We start from the raw sequence: 14,621 nt of genomic DNA, 5'->3' as shown, positions 1-14,621 counted from the left end.
GTCAGTGAACGAATACAACGGAGGCGGCCGGGCCGCCGTGGCCGGGCCGCTGGACGGCGTGCGGGTACTGGACCTGTCGTCGGTGGTGCTGGGGCCGATGGGCACGCAGGTGCTGGCCGACATGGGCGCCGACGTGATCAAGATCGAAGCGCCGGAGGGCGACCTGATGCGCGCCAACGGCGTGGTCGAGCATGCGGGCATGAGTTCGATCTTCCTTGCGCTCAATCGCAACAAGCGCTCGGTGGTGCTGGACCTGAAGGACGAGCAGGGCGCCGCCGCGCTGCGCGCGCTGATCCCGACGGTCGACGTGCTGGTCCACAACATGCGGATCGGCGCGATCGAGCGGCTCGGCTTCGGCTACGAGGCGGTCGCGCGCCTGCGCCCCGACATTGTCTATTGCGCCGCGCCGGGCTTCGGCCAGGACGGTCCCCACCGCGACAAGCCGGCGTTCGACGACATCATCCAGGCGGCCTGCGGCTTCGTCGGCGCGGCCAGCGCGGCCGGCGCGGAGCCAGACTACCTGCCCAGCCTGATCGCCGACAAGACCACCGGACTGGCGGTCGCCAACGCGGTGCTGGCCGCGCTGTTCCGGCGCGAGCGGCATGGCGAGGGCCAGTACGTCGAGGTGCCGATGCTCGAGACGATGGCCGCCTTCGTGCTGACCGAGCATATGGGCGGCATGATGTTCCCGTCGTCGACCGCCAAGGCCGGCTATGCGCGCCTGCTCGAAGGCGGCCGCAAGCCGGTGCGCACCGCCGATGGCTGGATCAGCATGCTGCCCTACACGGAGCGGCACTGGAAGGCGTTCTTCCATGACCTCGGACGCGACGATCTGGCCGAGCGCTATCGGATCGCCAGCCGCCGCGAGCGCAACGCCAACATCAAGGCGCTGTACGGCCATCTGGCCGAGCTGGCGCCGCTGCGCACCACCGCGCAATGGATGGCGCTGTGCGAGCGGCTCGATATTCCCGCCACGCCGATCTATCGGCTCGAGGACCTGCCGCAGCATCCGCACCTGTCGGCGGTGGGACTGTTCGAGGAGTCCGTGCATCCGGCGGTCGGTCCGATCCGGCAGGTGCGGCCGACCACGCGCTTTGCCCGCACGCCCACCGCGATCCGGCGGCCCGCGCCATCGCTGGGCGAGCATACCGAGGAGGTGTTGCGCGAGGCCGGCGTCGCGCCGGAGCGCATCGCGGCGTTGGCGGGGGCGGCGGGGCGCTGAACATCACCTCCTCTCCCCGGCCCTCTCCCCCCTGAGGGGAGAGGGAGGATCCCGTCGGCGGGGACCCATGCCGCGAGCGAAGCCTGGTATCGCGCCGGTCTTCTCCCGCGCCGGTCTTCTCCCGCGCTGGTCTTCTCCCGCGCTGGTCTTCTCCCCTCTCCCGCTTGCGGGAGAGGGGCAGGGGGAGAGGGCAACCGCGCCACCCAGACCGACATGGTCCCCGCACGCGAAAACCCCCATCCACCCATTCCGCCAAAAACCCGTTAAATCCATCGAGATTATCCATTTCTCTCCGATCAATCTCCTTCCTAGACTTGGCGCCAACGCTCCGTCAGTGGGCGTGAAGACAAGCGACCCGAAGAAGAACCACCAGGGCAGGAGAAGACATGGAGATCAGGCACGCTCGCCGCGTCGGTACGGCGCGGGCGATGGGATGGGTATTGGCCGCGGCGGCCGCGGCGTCCGTATTGGCCGGCTGCGGCAGCGACGATGATGGCCCGCCGGCCGGTGGGCCGCCCGGCGGCGGACAGCGTCTGACGCCTGCGATCACGCTGACGATCTCCGCGCGCGAGGACTTTCCCGGCAGCTTCGGCAGCGTTGGCGCCTACGAGAAGCTGACCGGCTCGCTGCACGGCGAGGTCGATCCGAAGGACCCGCGCAACGCGGTGATCCAGGACCTGGAGCTGGGGCCGGTCAATGCGCGCGGCATGGTCGAGTACACCACCGAGTTCGTGATGCTCAAGCCGAAGGACATCGGCAAGGCCGGCGGCGTGCTGCGCTACGACGCGCCCAATCGCGGCAATATCCTGACGATGCCGAACCCCGCCGCGGTACCGGGCGACGCGGTCTATTTCGAACGCGGCTATGTGTTCCTGTACGCGGCCTGGCAGGGCGACGTGCCCAAGAGCTCGCCGGCGCGGCTGACGCTGAGCGTGCCGGTGGCGCGCAACAAGGACGGCAGCAGCATCACCGGTCCGTACGCGGCCGAGCTGGTGCCGAACGTCGCGACCTCGACGATGAGCCTGCCCGGCGGCGTCTTCAACGGCTCGATGATTCCGTACGCACCGGCGAGCCTGGACAACACGCAGCCGGGCTACACGCTGACACGCCGCGTCAACGAGACCGATCCGCGCGTGCCGATCGCACCGTCGGAATGGAAGTTCGCCGATTGCAGCGCCAGCGGCGCGCCGTTTCCCGGCAAGCCCGACGGCAGCAAGGTCTGCCTGAAGGACGGCTTCCAGCCGGGCTATCTGTACGAGATCACCTACGTAGCCAAGGACCCGAAGGTGATGGGCGTGGGCCTCGCGGCGCTGCGCGACACCGTGACCTTCTTCCGCCATCGCAGCGCCGACGCCGCCGGCACGCCCAATCCGATCGCCGGCGCGATCCGCTACGCGATCGGGCAGGGCACCTCGCAGTCGGGCAATGCGATGAAGACCTTCCTGCATCTGGGCTTCAACGCGGCGCTGGACGGCGGCAAGGTGTTCGACGGCATCTTCGCGCATGTCGCCGCGCGCCAGACCAATATCAACACGCGTTTCGCGGTGCCCGGCGGCGGCGGTGGCCTGCGCACCGACCATCGGGCGTTCGGCCAGACCGCGCCGCGCGGCCTGGCGGCCGACTACGAGGACGCCGTCGCGGGCCGCACCGGTGGCGTGATGAAGCGCTGCAGCGAGACACAGACCTGCCCCCGCTTCTTCCTCGGCCTGTCGGGCACCGAGTTCTGGCAGCTGCAGGGCTCGCCGGTGCTGACCGACGCCTACGGCTTCACCGACCAGACGCAGCCGGACAACGCGCGCATCTACTACTACGCCAGCACGCAGCACGGCGGCCGCTCGGCGCAGATCAACTACAACCCCGCGCAGACCGTCTATCCGGCCGGCTCGATGATCGACTTCGCCGATACCTTCCGCGCGCTGTTCATTGCGCTGGAGGACTGGGTCGCGCGCGACATCGCGCCGCCGGACAGCCAGGTGCCGCGCATCGCCGACGGTACGCTGGTGCGTCCGGACCAGCTGCAGGTGCCGGTGATCAAGGGCGTCAGCTTCACCGGCCCGAGTGGAACGGTGCCGATCCCGGACTTCCAGTACCTCGGCCGCTACAACGGCTTCCCGCTGCTGGACTACGGGCCGCAGTACCGGCCGCAGGACGAGTCTGGCATCGCCACCGTGCTGCCGCCCGCCTATCTGGGCCGCGACTACGCGATCCTGGTGCCGCAGCTCGATCCCTCGACCGGACTGGCGAGGGCCGGCATCCGCTCGCTGGACGTACAGGTGCCGGTCGGCACCAGCCTCGAGTTCAACTACGTCGCCACGCCCGGCATCGTCGATCTGGTCAATCTGGGCGGCAGCTATCTCCCGTTCCACAAGACCGAGGCCGCGCGCACGGCGGCCGGCGACCAGCGGCCTTCGCTGGAGGCGCTGTACGGCGACCAGGCGGGCTATCTGGCGAAGCTGCGGTCGGCGGCCGATGCGCTGGTGGCGCAGCGTTTCCTGCTGCCCGCCGATGCGCAGCGCGCGATCGCGCGGGCCCAGGCCAACCCGGTGCTGCCTTGATGCGTTGCCGAACGAACGGAGGAGACGAGATGGACAAACCAGTCCCATGGCGCGCGCCGGCGATGGCCGCGCTCGCCGCGATGACCCTGGCGGTGGCAGGCTGCGGCGGTGACGACGACGCGCCGTCCGCGCCGCCTCCGACCGCGAACCAGCCGCCGAAATCCTGCGCGCAGATGGCTGCCGCCGCGCTTGACGGCGCCACGGTGCAGGCGGCCACCGAGATTGCCGCCGGCAGCTTCTCGCCCAGCACCGGCACCACGGTGACGGTGCCCGCGTTCTGCCGCGTGCAGGCGGTGGCGCGGCCCAGCAGCGATTCGGAGATCCGCTTCGAGGTATGGATTCCGGCGGCCGCGCAATGGAACGGCAAGCTGCTGGTGACCGGCAATGGCGGTTACAGCCCGGCGCTGGGCTACCGGGCGATGGCGATGGGGCTCGCGCGCGGTTATGCCACGGTCGGCGGCGATACCGGTCACCAGTCCGCCAATCCGAACGACATGCTGTTCGGCGTCAACCATCCGGAGAAGATCGTCGACTGGGGCACGCGCTCGATCCATGCGATCACGGTGCCGGGCAAGCGGCTGGTCGCGGGCATGCACGCCCGCGAGATCGAGCGCGCGTACTTCTACGGCTGCTCGACCGGCGGCCATCAGGGCTATGCCGAGGCGCAGCGCTACCCCGACGATTTCGACGGCATCATCGCCGGCGCGCCCGGCAACAACCGGGTGCGGCTCAACGCGGGCTTTCTGTGGCAGTTCCTGGCCAATCACCGGCCCAACGACAATCTGTCGCCGATCATCCCGGCCGCCAAGCTGCCGATGGTCACGCGCGCCGCGGTGGCGGCCTGCGATGCGGACGATGGCGTCACCGACGGCGTGGTCGACGACCCGCGTCAATGCGGCTTCGATCCGGCCACGCTGCAATGCACCGGGGCCGACGCCGACACTTGCCTGACCGCCGAGCAGGTGTCGGCCCTGAAGGCCATGTACGCCGGCGCGCGCAATCCCCGCACTGGCGAGCAGGTGTACCCGGGATGGCCGAAGACCAGCGAGGCGCTGTTCACGGCCGGCGGTTCGCCGGTGGGCTGGAACAGCTACTGGGGCACGACCGAGCCGACGCGCGCGGACTTCTGGCGCTACTGGGTGTTCGACAACCCGCAGTGGAACTGGTGGACCTTCGACTTCGATCGCGACCTGGCCTATGCCGATGCCAAGGTCGGCGCGATGGTCGACCAGAACAACCCCGATCTGTCGGCGTTCAAGGCCAGCGGCGGCAAGCTGCTGGTCTACAACGGCTGGCAGGACCCGGTAGTCAACGCGGTCGACACCATCGCCTACTACGATCGCGTCAAGGCCGCGCAGGGCTCTCAGGCGGAGGTCGACACGTTCTTCCGGCTGTTCATGGTGCCCGGCATGGGGCACTGCTCGGGCGGACCGGGGACGACGCAGTTCGGCAATGGCGATACGCCGGCGCCGGTGGTGGACGCGGACCACGACATCCTCGAGGCGCTCGATGCGTGGGTCACGCGCGGCACCGCGCCGGACCGGATCGTCGCCTCCGCTGTCAGCGGCGGGGCGGTGGCGCGCACGCGGCCGCTGTGCCCGTATCCGCGCAAGGCCGTCTACCAGGGCAGCGGCAGTACCGACGATGCGGCCAGTTTCTCGTGCCGGTAGCGCGGGCCATCCGGTGCACGGCCGGCAGAAGTTGCAAGGCATGTAAGAGCGATCGGCGCGGTGCCGCAAGGCGCGGTGCCGGCGGGCGGCGCTGACGAAGCGCCGTCGTCGTGGTCCGCGCCTTGCTCGGTCGGGTATGGCGCCAATCCGGCGTCGACCGAGCGAGGAGCGATGCCATGCCTCACGAGCAATATCAAGCCTGTATCGATGCCTGCACGCGCTGCGCGCAGGCCTGCCGTCACTGCGCGGCTTCCTGCCTGCAGGAACACGACGTGCAGAAGATGACCGAGTGCATCCGGCTGGACCTGGACTGCGCCGGCATTTGCGAACTGTCGGTGGCCTATATGTCGCGCGGCAGCAAGCAATCGCGCGAGTTATGTGCGCTGTGCGCGCAGATCTGCGAACGCTGCGCCGAGGAGTGTGCGCGCCATCAGGCCCAGCATTGCCAGCAGTGCGCACAGGCCTGCCGCGACTGCGCACAGGCGTGCCGGCAGATGGCGGCGGCCTGAAGCAGCCGGGCGGGTGGTTTGCCGGGGGTGACGAGCCGCAAGGATCGACCCCCGCAAGCCGCTGGGTCCCCGCGTTCGCGGGGACGACAGGCTTTCAAGGGCAGGCCGGCAAGATCGCCGGCCCATTGCCCATTCTCAGTCGTCGTGATGCAGGTACTTCGCCTGGCGCGGCAGCCGCATGCTGACGAAGAAGGCCAGCACCATCATCGCGGTCACGTACCAGTAGAAGGCCGACTCGTGGCCGACCGCCTTCAGGTTCAGCGCGACGTATTCGGCCGAGCCGCCGAACACGGCATTGGCGATCGCATAGGCCAGGCCCACGCCGAGCGCCCGCACTTCCGGCGGGAACATCTCGGCCTTGACGATGCCGCTGATCGACGTATAGAGGCTGACCACCGCCATCGCGAGCGTGATCAGCACGAAGGCGACCGCCGGATTGGTGATCGTATGCAGCGCGGTCAGCACCGGCACCGTGATCAGCGCACCGAGCGCGCCGAACAGCATCATGTTGGTACGCCGGCCGATGCGGTCCGACAGCGCGCCGAACACCGGCTGCATGCACATGTAGACGAACAGCGCGCCGGTCATCACGTAGCTGGCGGTCTTGATCGGCATGCCGGCGGTGTTCACCAGATACTTCTGCATGTAGGTGGTGAACGTATAGAAGATCAGCGAGCCGCCGGCCGTGTAGCCGAGCACCGTGAAGAAGGCCGCCTTGTGGTCGCGCAGCAGCGTGACGACGCTGCCGGCGCCCTTGGTATTGCGCGACGCGGCGCTCGACGTCTCCTTCAGCGTCCGGCGCAGCAGCAGCGCCACCACCGCGGTGATCGCGCCGATCACGAACGGAATGCGCCAGGCCCAGGCGCGCAGCTCCTGCTCGGTGTACAGCTGCTGCAGCACGACCACCACCAGCACCGCCAGCAACTGGCCGCCGATCAGCGTCACGTACTGGAACGACGAGAAGAAGCCACGCCGGCCCTTGAGCGCGACCTCGCTCATGTAGGTTGCGGTGGTGCCGTACTCTCCGCCGACCGACAGGCCTTGCAGCAGGCGCGCCAGCAACAGCAGCGCGGGGGCCCAGGCGCCGATGCTGTCGTAGGTCGGCAGGCAGGCGATCATCAGCGAGCCCGTGCACATCATCACCACCGAGATCAGCAGCGAATGCTTGCGGCCGTGGCGGTCGGCGATGCGGCCGAACACCCAGCCGCCGATCGGCCGCATCAGGAAGCCCGCGGCGAACACGCCGGCGGTATTGAGCAGCTGCACGGTGGGATCGGACTGCGGAAAGAACGAGTGCGCGAAATAGATCGCGCAGAAGGCGTAGATATAGAAGTCGAACCATTCGACGAGATTGCCGGACGAGGCCGCGACGATCGCGAAGACGCGGCGGCGGCTGTCGTGGTCGCGGTCCGCCCGGCCGGCCGGAATGGTGGTGCTGGTCAGTTCTGTCATGGGAGATCGCTGAGTAGGACGCCGGCGATCATGCGCGAGCATGCGTGCGCCGGAGTCGGGCGAAGCGCGGCGGGGGCACCGCTGCTGCAACAGACGCCGCCCGCGAAGGCCAGGGGTCTGGCGGGCGGGCGGCAGGACGGTGTAAGGGTAACCCCTAGGGCGTGATCCTGCACGGCACGGCGGTGCGGCGTGCGGGGCGGGGCGATGCCGAGCCCAGACAGGGCGCGGGATGGCGCGCGATTGTTCGCGATCGCGAACACAGTGTCTCGTGCAGCGTTCGCGGAATGGCGAGCGCTGTTGCCCTCTCCCCCGCCCCTCTCCCGCAAGCGGGCGAGGGGAGGACCCACCTGGTGGTTCGAGCGGCGATGGTAGGGGCTCCCCTCTCCCGCGAGCCGGAGAGGGGTTGGGGGAGAGGGCAACGGCGCCCGCTACCGCGCTACCCCGCTACCGCGCTACCCCGCTACCCCGCTACCCCGCTACCCCGCTACGACCCGACCATCACCCGGCTCTGTCCGCCCGACAGCCTGCGCACCTCGATGCGCGTGCCGATGCGTTCGGTCATCTCGTGCACGTGCGAGATCACGCCGACCTTGCGGCCCTGGGCCTGCAGGCTGTCGAGCGCGTCCATCGCGACGCGCAGCGTGTCGCCGTCGAGGCTCCCGAAGCCCTCGTCGATGAACAGCGATTCGACCCGCACGCGATGCGAGGACAGCGATGCCAGCCCGAGTGCCAGCGCCAGCGACACCAGGAACGACTCGCCGCCGGACAGCGAATGCACCGAGCGGGCCTCGTCGGCCATGTCCTGGTCGATCACCAGCAGCGCCAGGCTCTGTCGCACGCGCTCGAGCCGGTAGCGGCGCGACAGCGTGGCCAGATGCCGGTTGGCGTAGCCGAGCAGGATGTCCAGCGTCATCTGCTGGGCATGGTTGCGGAATTTCTTGCCGTCGGCCGAGCCGATCAATTCGTTCAGCACCTGCCAGGTGTGCGCCGTGGCCTGCTGCCGCTCGATGCGCGTGACGAGGTCGCTGGCCTGCGCGCGCCGCTCGTCGTCGCGGCGCAGCGTGAAATCGGCCTCGGCCAGCGCCTGCTTGGCGCGCTCCAGTTCGGCACGGGCCGCCGCCAGTGCGGCTTGCACGGTGGCGGCGTCGTCCTGCCCGGGCCGCCGCGCCAGATGGCGTTCGCGTTCGGCGCGGCGCGTCTGCACCGCGCCGTGCGCCGCATCGACTTCGCGTTGCAGCGCGTGCAGCGCCTCTTCCTCGCGCGCCAGCCAATCGGCATCGAGCGCCAGCAGCGCGCGCAGGCCGGCTTCGTCGAGCGGCGCGGCCGCTGCCGAACCCTCGCGCCGGGCGTGCCAGTCCTGCAGCCAGGCCTTGAGCCGCGCCGCCGCTTCGCGTGCCTGCCGGTCCAGCACCTCGCTTTGGGACTGCGCCTGTTCGGCGCGCGTGCCCTGCCGCGCCAGTTGTTCGTTGGCCGCCTGGCTCGCGCGCTGCGCCGCGTCGACGCGCGCCGTGGCGTCGGCACCGGCCTGCGCGAGACGGGCCGCGATCGTATCGACCGTCAGGCCCGCGTCGGGCGTGCCGGCAAACAGCGCCTCGCGATCGGCGCGCCGTTCGGACAGGCGCGTGTCGGCGAACGCCAGCGCCTCGGCGGCCTTGCGATGCGCGTCGAGCGCGTGCTCGTGCGACTGCGTGGCGGCCGCCAGCGCGCCATCGAGCTGCACGATGCGCTGGCGCTGCGCGTCGCGTTCGTCGCGATGCCGTGTCCATTGGCCGGCATCGTCCGCGCAGCGCGTACGGAATCCCGCGGGATCATCGTGCCACTGGCCGCGCCAGCCGGCGCCCGCGGCCCGCGCCAGCGCGCCTTCGTCCAGTTCCCGCAGGGCCTGGTCGCGCTGCGCTGCCGTTGCCGCGGCCGACTCGTTGGCCGCGCCATGACGCAACGCGAGTTCGGCGGCCAGCGCCTGCGCGCGTTGCAGCGCGCTGTCGGCCGCGGTTTGCTCGGCCTGGCCCGCGTCGAGACGCAGGCGTGCGGCCTGCAATTGCTTGTCGAGCACGCGCAGCTGGGTGTCGAGTTCGGCCGCGCTGCGCTGCTGTGCGTCGGCGTCGGCCAATTGCCGCGCAAACCAGTCGGCGCGTTGGTCGGCATCGATCATTTCGGCCTGTGCGGCCACCGCGTCGGCTTGCCATTCGCACGCCGCCAGGTCGCGCTGCTGCGTCGCCGCGGCAAGGCGCGTGTCCAGCTGCGCCAGCGCTTCGCCGTGGCTGTGCGCCAATGCGGCGGCGCTGCGCTCGTCCGCATCGATCCGCGCCAGCGCCTGCTGGCAGCGGCGGTACTCGTTCTCCAGCGCGCCGAGCGTGGCCTGCAGCGCCGCGCGCAGCGGCGAGTCGCCATGCGCGTAGGGGTGCTCGCTGGCGCCGCAGACCGGGCAGGGCTCGCCGGGCTCCAGCGTCTCGCGCAACTGCTCGACGCTTTGCTGGCAGGCGGCCAGCGCGCGTTGCCAGCAGCGTTCCGCCTGCGCCGCCGCTTGCTCGGCGGCGGGCCGTGCGGCGCGGGCCGCGTCGATGCCTTGCTGGCACTGCTGCCATTGCGCCTGCAGCGTGTCGCGCTGCTGGACCAGCTCGGCCATGCGCGCTTCAGCGGCGAGCCGTTCCCGCCAGCGCGCCGCTGCCTGCTGCAGCGCGTCGCGTTGCCGCTGCAATTCGGCGGCTCGCGCGGCGATGGCATCGCGGTCGTGACCGGCCAGCGCCTGCTGCGCGACCGCGTATTGCTGCTGCGCCTCTTGCAGCGACGCGGCGGCGGCCGCAAGCCGCCCCTGAGCATCGGTCTGGTCCTGTTGTGCCTTGGCGAGCTGCGCTGCCAGTCGCGCGGCCTCTTGGGTGGCGGCGGCGTGCCGGATGTGCCAATCGTCGGCCTGCGCAAACAGCGCGTCCCAGCGCGGCCATTGCGTGGCCAGGGCTTCGAGCCGGGCATGCCGGACGAGCCAGTCCTCGGCCGCGGCCAGCGCCGAGCCGGCGGATTCGCGCTCGGTCCGCAGCCGCGCCTGATCGCGGCGCGTTTCTTCGAGCGCCTGCTCGGCTTGCCGATGCGCAAGCGCCACGCGCTCGCGGTCCGGGCTCAACGCAGCGATCACGGCATCGAGTTGGCGCGCCTGCGCCAGGCGCGGCGCCATCGCGGCCTCGGCGTGGCGCGCCGCCTCGAGCGCGGCGGCGGCGCGCTGCCGTTCTGCCTGGGCGTCCTGCGCCGCACGCTCGGCCGCGGCCAGCGCTTCGGCCGCGCGCGCCAGCTGCTGGCGCTGCGCCTCGCGCTGTGCGGCGAGCCGGTCGATCTCGGCCACCAGCGCCCGCGCGGGCTGGGCCGCGTGCGCGTCGGCCAGCCGGGTTCGCCGTGGCGCGGCGGCATCGTGGGCGGCGATGGCGGCCCGATGCCGGTCGATCGCCTGCTGTTCCAGCCTGGCGAGGTCGGCCGCATCGGCGTGCCAGCGCAACTGCGCCTCGTGTTGCCGCAGCCGTTCGTCGAGCGCCGTCACCGCGTCCTGCTGCTGCCGCCGTTGCTGCTCGCACTGCGCGCGCGTGTCGGCGTCCAGCGGCTGGTGCTGGGCGGCCTGCTCGCGCAGCTGGCGCAGCGCCTCCTGCTCGGCCTTGTTGCGTTCGAAGGCGCGCCGGGAGATCGCCTCGAAGCGGCCGGTGCCGGTCAGCGCCTGCAGCAGCGCCGCGCGTTCATCGTCGCCTGCCTTCAGGAAGGCGAAGAACTCGTTCTGCGCCAGCAGCACCGCGCGGGTGAATTGCTCGAAGGTCAGTCCGACGCGCTCGACGATCGCGGCCTGCACTTCGGTCTTCAGCCCTCCGCCGACCGGCTCTTCCCCGGGCAGCCGCGCCAGCGACATCTGGGTCTGCTGCAGCTTGCCGCCGGCCTTGCCGCGCGCGCGGCGCACGCTCCAGCGGGCGCGGTAGGCTTGGCCGTCGCCGCCGACGAAGTCGACCTCGGCGTGCCCCTCGGCGGCGCCGCGGCGCAGCAGCGTGCGCGTGTCGTGCGCGCCGATGGTTTCGCCCGCGACGTCGGGCAGCACCGTGGCGCGGCCGCCGACCCGGGCGACGCGCGGAGTTTCGTCATACAGCGCCAGGCACAGCGCATCGAGCAGTGTGCTCTTGCCCGCGCCGGTGGGGCCGCAGATCGCGAACAGGCCGGCCGAGGCCAGCGGTTCGGCGGTGAAGTCGATCGCAAACTCGCCGGACAGCGAGGCCAGGTTGCGGCCGCGAATGGCGAGGATCCTCATGGCGCGGCGACCTCGTCCGGGGCGTGCAGCAGTTCGGCGAGCGCGGCCGCCAGCGTGGCCGGCGCCTCGGCGCCATGCCGCTCGCGATACAGCGAGGCGAACACCGCGGCCGGGTCGAGCCGGTTCAGGTCGTCGAGCGACAGCATCGGCGCGGGCTCCTCGCCGGGCGCGCCGGCGGCGCTGACCTCGATGCGCGCGAGGCGCACCGGCTTGCCGTCGAGCGCGGCTTCGACCTTCGCGCGCAGTGCCGGCTCGGGACCGTCCAGCGTGACGCGGACCTGCAGATAGGGCTGCAGCGAGTCCGGCAATGGCGGCAGCTCGAGCGCGCGCAGCGCGTCGAGCACCAGTTCCAGCGGCCGAGGCGTCGGCGGCACGCGCATCAGCTCGACCGGCCTGGGCACCGGGATCGCGTGCCACTCGGCCAGCGCTTCGCCGTCCAGTCTGGCGCTGACGACCTGGTGCGGGTAGTGGATCTCGGAGAACGACATCGGCAGCGGACTGCCGCTGTAGCGGATGTGCTCGTGGCGGCCGACCTTCTGCGGCCGATGCAGGTGGCCCAGCGCGACATAGGCGATGGCGGGGTCGAAGATGCCGGCGGGCAGCGCCTCGGCGCCACCGATCACGATGCGCCGCTCGGAGTCCTCCGACACCTCGCCGTCGCGCATATGGCAATGGCCGAGCGCGACGATGGGCTGACCGGGTTGCCGGCGGGCGAGCGCCAGTTCGAGCGCGCCGCGATAGAGCGCGGCAACGCCGGCCTGGTAGGGGTCGGCATCGGCGTCGGCATCGTCATCGGCATGGTCGCTGGAGCCGTCGACGCGCGGCACATCGCCGGGCCGCAGGAAGGGGATGGCCAGGCACCACGCCGCGATCCGGCCCTGCGCATCGCGCACCGGCACCACCAGCCTTTCCATGTCGATCGTGCCGTCGGGCAGCCGGTGGACCTGGCCGACGCAGGCCGCGCCGAACCAGTCGAGGAAGGGCGCGGGCGCCTCCAGCCGCGCCGGCGAATCATGATTGCCGGCGATCATCGCGATCGCCAGATGCGGACGCCGGCGCCTCGCCTCGGTCAGGAAGCGGTACAGCTGCCGCTGCGCGGCGGCCGACGGGTTGGCGGTATCGAAGATATCGCCGGCGACCAGCAGCAGGTCGGTGGCCTCGGCGTCCAGCGTATCGAGCAGCCAGTCGAGGAAGTGCTGGTGTTCGTGGGTGCGGTCGTAGTGATGCAGGGTCTGGCCCAGATGCCAGTCCGAGGTGTGCAGCAGTCGCATGCGGAAAGGGCCTTTCAACGATGGCCGAGACGATAGCAGAGTTCGCTGTGGGGTCCGGTGTGGTCCGATGGAGCGCTCGCCTGCACGATCGGGAGAATCGGGCTACACTTCGGCCCGCGCTGTTTCGCAGCGCACCGCTTCAGAACAGCGGCGGGGTGGCAGAGTGGCATGCCACGGCCTGCAAAGCCGTGTACGACGGTTCGATTCCGTTCCCCCGCCTCCAGTCTTCCTGCCCGCGCCAGCGCGCGGGTGCGAGCCGGTCAGCAGCCTCGGTCAGCCGGCCTTGATCATCGCGCCATCGTCGCAGCGCGCGATTTCCACCGTCACATGCGCCAGTTCCTCGTGCACGCCGAGGGCGGTACGCACGCGCGCCGGCGTCAGCGTCGGGTCGTGCGTGACCAGCGCGACGATGCAGGCGAACTTGTCCTTGCCGACGCGCCAGACATGCAGGTCGGTAATGCGGGTGCCCTCGCGCCCGTGATCGAACCCGGCCAGCACCTCGCGCACCTCGTCGACCACCGGGTGGTCCATCTCGCGATCGAGCAGCACGGCCGAGGTCTGGCGGATCAGGCCGAGCGCCCAGTGTCCGACCAGCACCGCGCCGACGATGCCCATCACCGGGTCGAGCCAGTTCCAGCCGAGCCACCAGCCGCCCGCCAGCGCCAGCAGCGCCAGCACCGAGGTGGCGGCGTCGGCCAGCACGTGCAGATAGGCCGAGCGCAGGTTCAGGTCGTGGCCATGCGCGTGGCCGTGCGTGTGACCGTGATGGTGGTCGTGGCCGTCGTGATGATCGTGGTGATGGTGAGCGTGATCGTGATCGTGGTCGTTCCCGTGCCCGTGGTGGTGGTGATGGTGGGCGCCGCCCAGCAGCCAGGCGCTGGCCAGATTGACCAGCAGGCCCAGGCAGGTGACCGCCATCGCCTCCGGATAGCGGATCGCCGCCGGCGCGAACAGCCGCTCGATCGACGCGAAGCCCATCAGCGCGGCCACGCCCATCAGGAAGATCGCGCTGGCGAAGCCGGCCAGCACCTCGATCTTCCAGGTGCCGAAGGCGAAGCGGCGGTCGTTGGCGAAGCGTCGGGCCGCTGCATACGCGAATACAGACAGGCCGATCGCCAGCGCGTGCGAACTCATGTGCCAGCCGTCGGCCAGCAGCGCCATCGAGCCGAACCACCAGCCGGCGCCGATCTCCGCGACCATCGCCGCGGCCGTCAGCAGCAGCACCAGGCGCGTCCCGCGCTCGCCGGCGGCGTTGCCGCGGTCGAACACATGCGAGTGGGTCCAGGGGGAGAGATCGTGGGTATGCATGGCGTGCCTCTTTTCGATGGCCGCAAGGGTAGCAGCATGCGCGTGCCGGCAGGCGCAAATCCCTGTTGGCGGTGCGCCGGCTGGCGCGGCGCGGCTCAAGTTTTCTGGTGGCGGATCGTTTACCCCCAGACGCGAAATGGATTTATCGGCTCATAACATACATTCATGAATGCATGTATCATCCGGGTCACGAATTTGCGTAACTTCGCTCTTTGCTTGCCAAAAGTACGATGACTTATCGATTTATTGCCGGTTGCATGGCGGCGTGGCTGGGCATGTGCGCCACCGCCGGATGGCTGATCGAACGGCTCTGGGCCTAGCCTGGGCCGGTTCGCGCGGCGCCGATGCGTGTGGCGTGTTG

The 14,621-nt window shown here is 70.6% G+C and carries 8 protein-coding genes and 1 tRNA gene; 5 read left to right on the top strand and 4 right to left on the bottom strand.

Annotation, left to right across the window (positions count from 1 at the left end; all coding sequences use genetic code 11):
• Window positions 1–4: 4 nt before the first annotated feature.
• The 4 genes from M1D55_RS23425 (at window position 5) to M1D55_RS23410 (ending at window position 5,956) form a co-directional block, all read left to right on the top strand.
• Window positions 5–1,222 (top strand): CaiB/BaiF CoA transferase family protein, encoded by a 1,218-nt coding sequence (locus M1D55_RS23425; protein WP_006578807.1) that lies wholly within the window; start codon window positions 5–7, stop codon window positions 1,220–1,222.
• A gap of 386 nt (window positions 1,223–1,608) precedes the next feature.
• Window positions 1,609–3,777 carry an alpha/beta hydrolase domain-containing protein gene (locus M1D55_RS23420; protein WP_456281951.1) on the top strand — a complete coding sequence of 723 codons (2,169 nt, stop codon included), beginning with the start codon at window positions 1,609–1,611 and terminating at the stop codon, window positions 3,775–3,777.
• A gap of 29 nt (window positions 3,778–3,806) precedes the next feature.
• Window positions 3,807–5,447: a tannase/feruloyl esterase family alpha/beta hydrolase gene (locus M1D55_RS23415; RefSeq protein ID WP_456281950.1), complete on the top strand. Its 1,641-nt coding sequence runs from the start codon at window positions 3,807–3,809 to the stop codon at window positions 5,445–5,447.
• A 176-nt stretch (window positions 5,448–5,623) separates the two neighbouring features.
• Complete coding sequence (locus tag M1D55_RS23410; protein ID WP_006579003.1) at window positions 5,624–5,956, top strand: four-helix bundle copper-binding protein; 333 nt, start codon at window positions 5,624–5,626, stop codon at window positions 5,954–5,956.
• A gap of 135 nt (window positions 5,957–6,091) precedes the next feature.
• Here the strand turns inward: M1D55_RS23410 and M1D55_RS23405 are convergent, their stop codons facing one another.
• From M1D55_RS23405 to M1D55_RS23395, 3 genes are all read right to left on the bottom strand, one after another.
• The gene (locus M1D55_RS23405; protein ID WP_456281949.1) at window positions 6,092–7,408 is read right to left on the bottom strand and encodes an MFS family transporter; all 1,317 of its coding nucleotides are present in this window, start codon (window positions 7,406–7,408) and stop codon (window positions 6,092–6,094) included.
• A 484-nt stretch (window positions 7,409–7,892) separates the two neighbouring features.
• Window positions 7,893–11,681 carry an AAA family ATPase gene (locus tag M1D55_RS23400; RefSeq protein WP_456281948.1) on the bottom strand — a complete coding sequence of 1,263 codons (3,789 nt, stop codon included), beginning with the start codon at window positions 11,679–11,681 and terminating at the stop codon, window positions 7,893–7,895.
• A complete protein-coding gene (locus M1D55_RS23395) occupies window positions 11,678–12,952 on the bottom strand; it encodes an exonuclease SbcCD subunit D C-terminal domain-containing protein (RefSeq protein ID WP_456281947.1) in 1,275 nt (424 codons plus the stop codon). The genes M1D55_RS23400 and M1D55_RS23395 overlap by 4 nt, the downstream gene beginning before the upstream one ends.
• A 149-nt stretch (window positions 12,953–13,101) precedes the next feature.
• Between M1D55_RS23395 and M1D55_RS23390 the strand changes: the two genes are divergently transcribed.
• Window positions 13,102–13,175: transfer RNA gene (locus M1D55_RS23390), tRNA-Cys, on the top strand.
• A gap of 50 nt (window positions 13,176–13,225) precedes the next feature.
• Here the strand turns inward: M1D55_RS23390 and dmeF are convergent.
• Entirely contained in the window at window positions 13,226–14,260 is a 1,035-nt protein-coding gene (gene dmeF / locus M1D55_RS23385; protein ID WP_456281946.1) for a CDF family Co(II)/Ni(II) efflux transporter DmeF, read from the bottom strand.
• Between the last annotated feature and the right edge of the window lie 361 nt (window positions 14,261–14,621).

Source organism: Cupriavidus sp. JZ107 (assembly GCF_053903255.1).
Note: the sequence above shows the minus strand (reverse complement) of the source record. Positions and strands in the feature narration are given on the sequence as shown.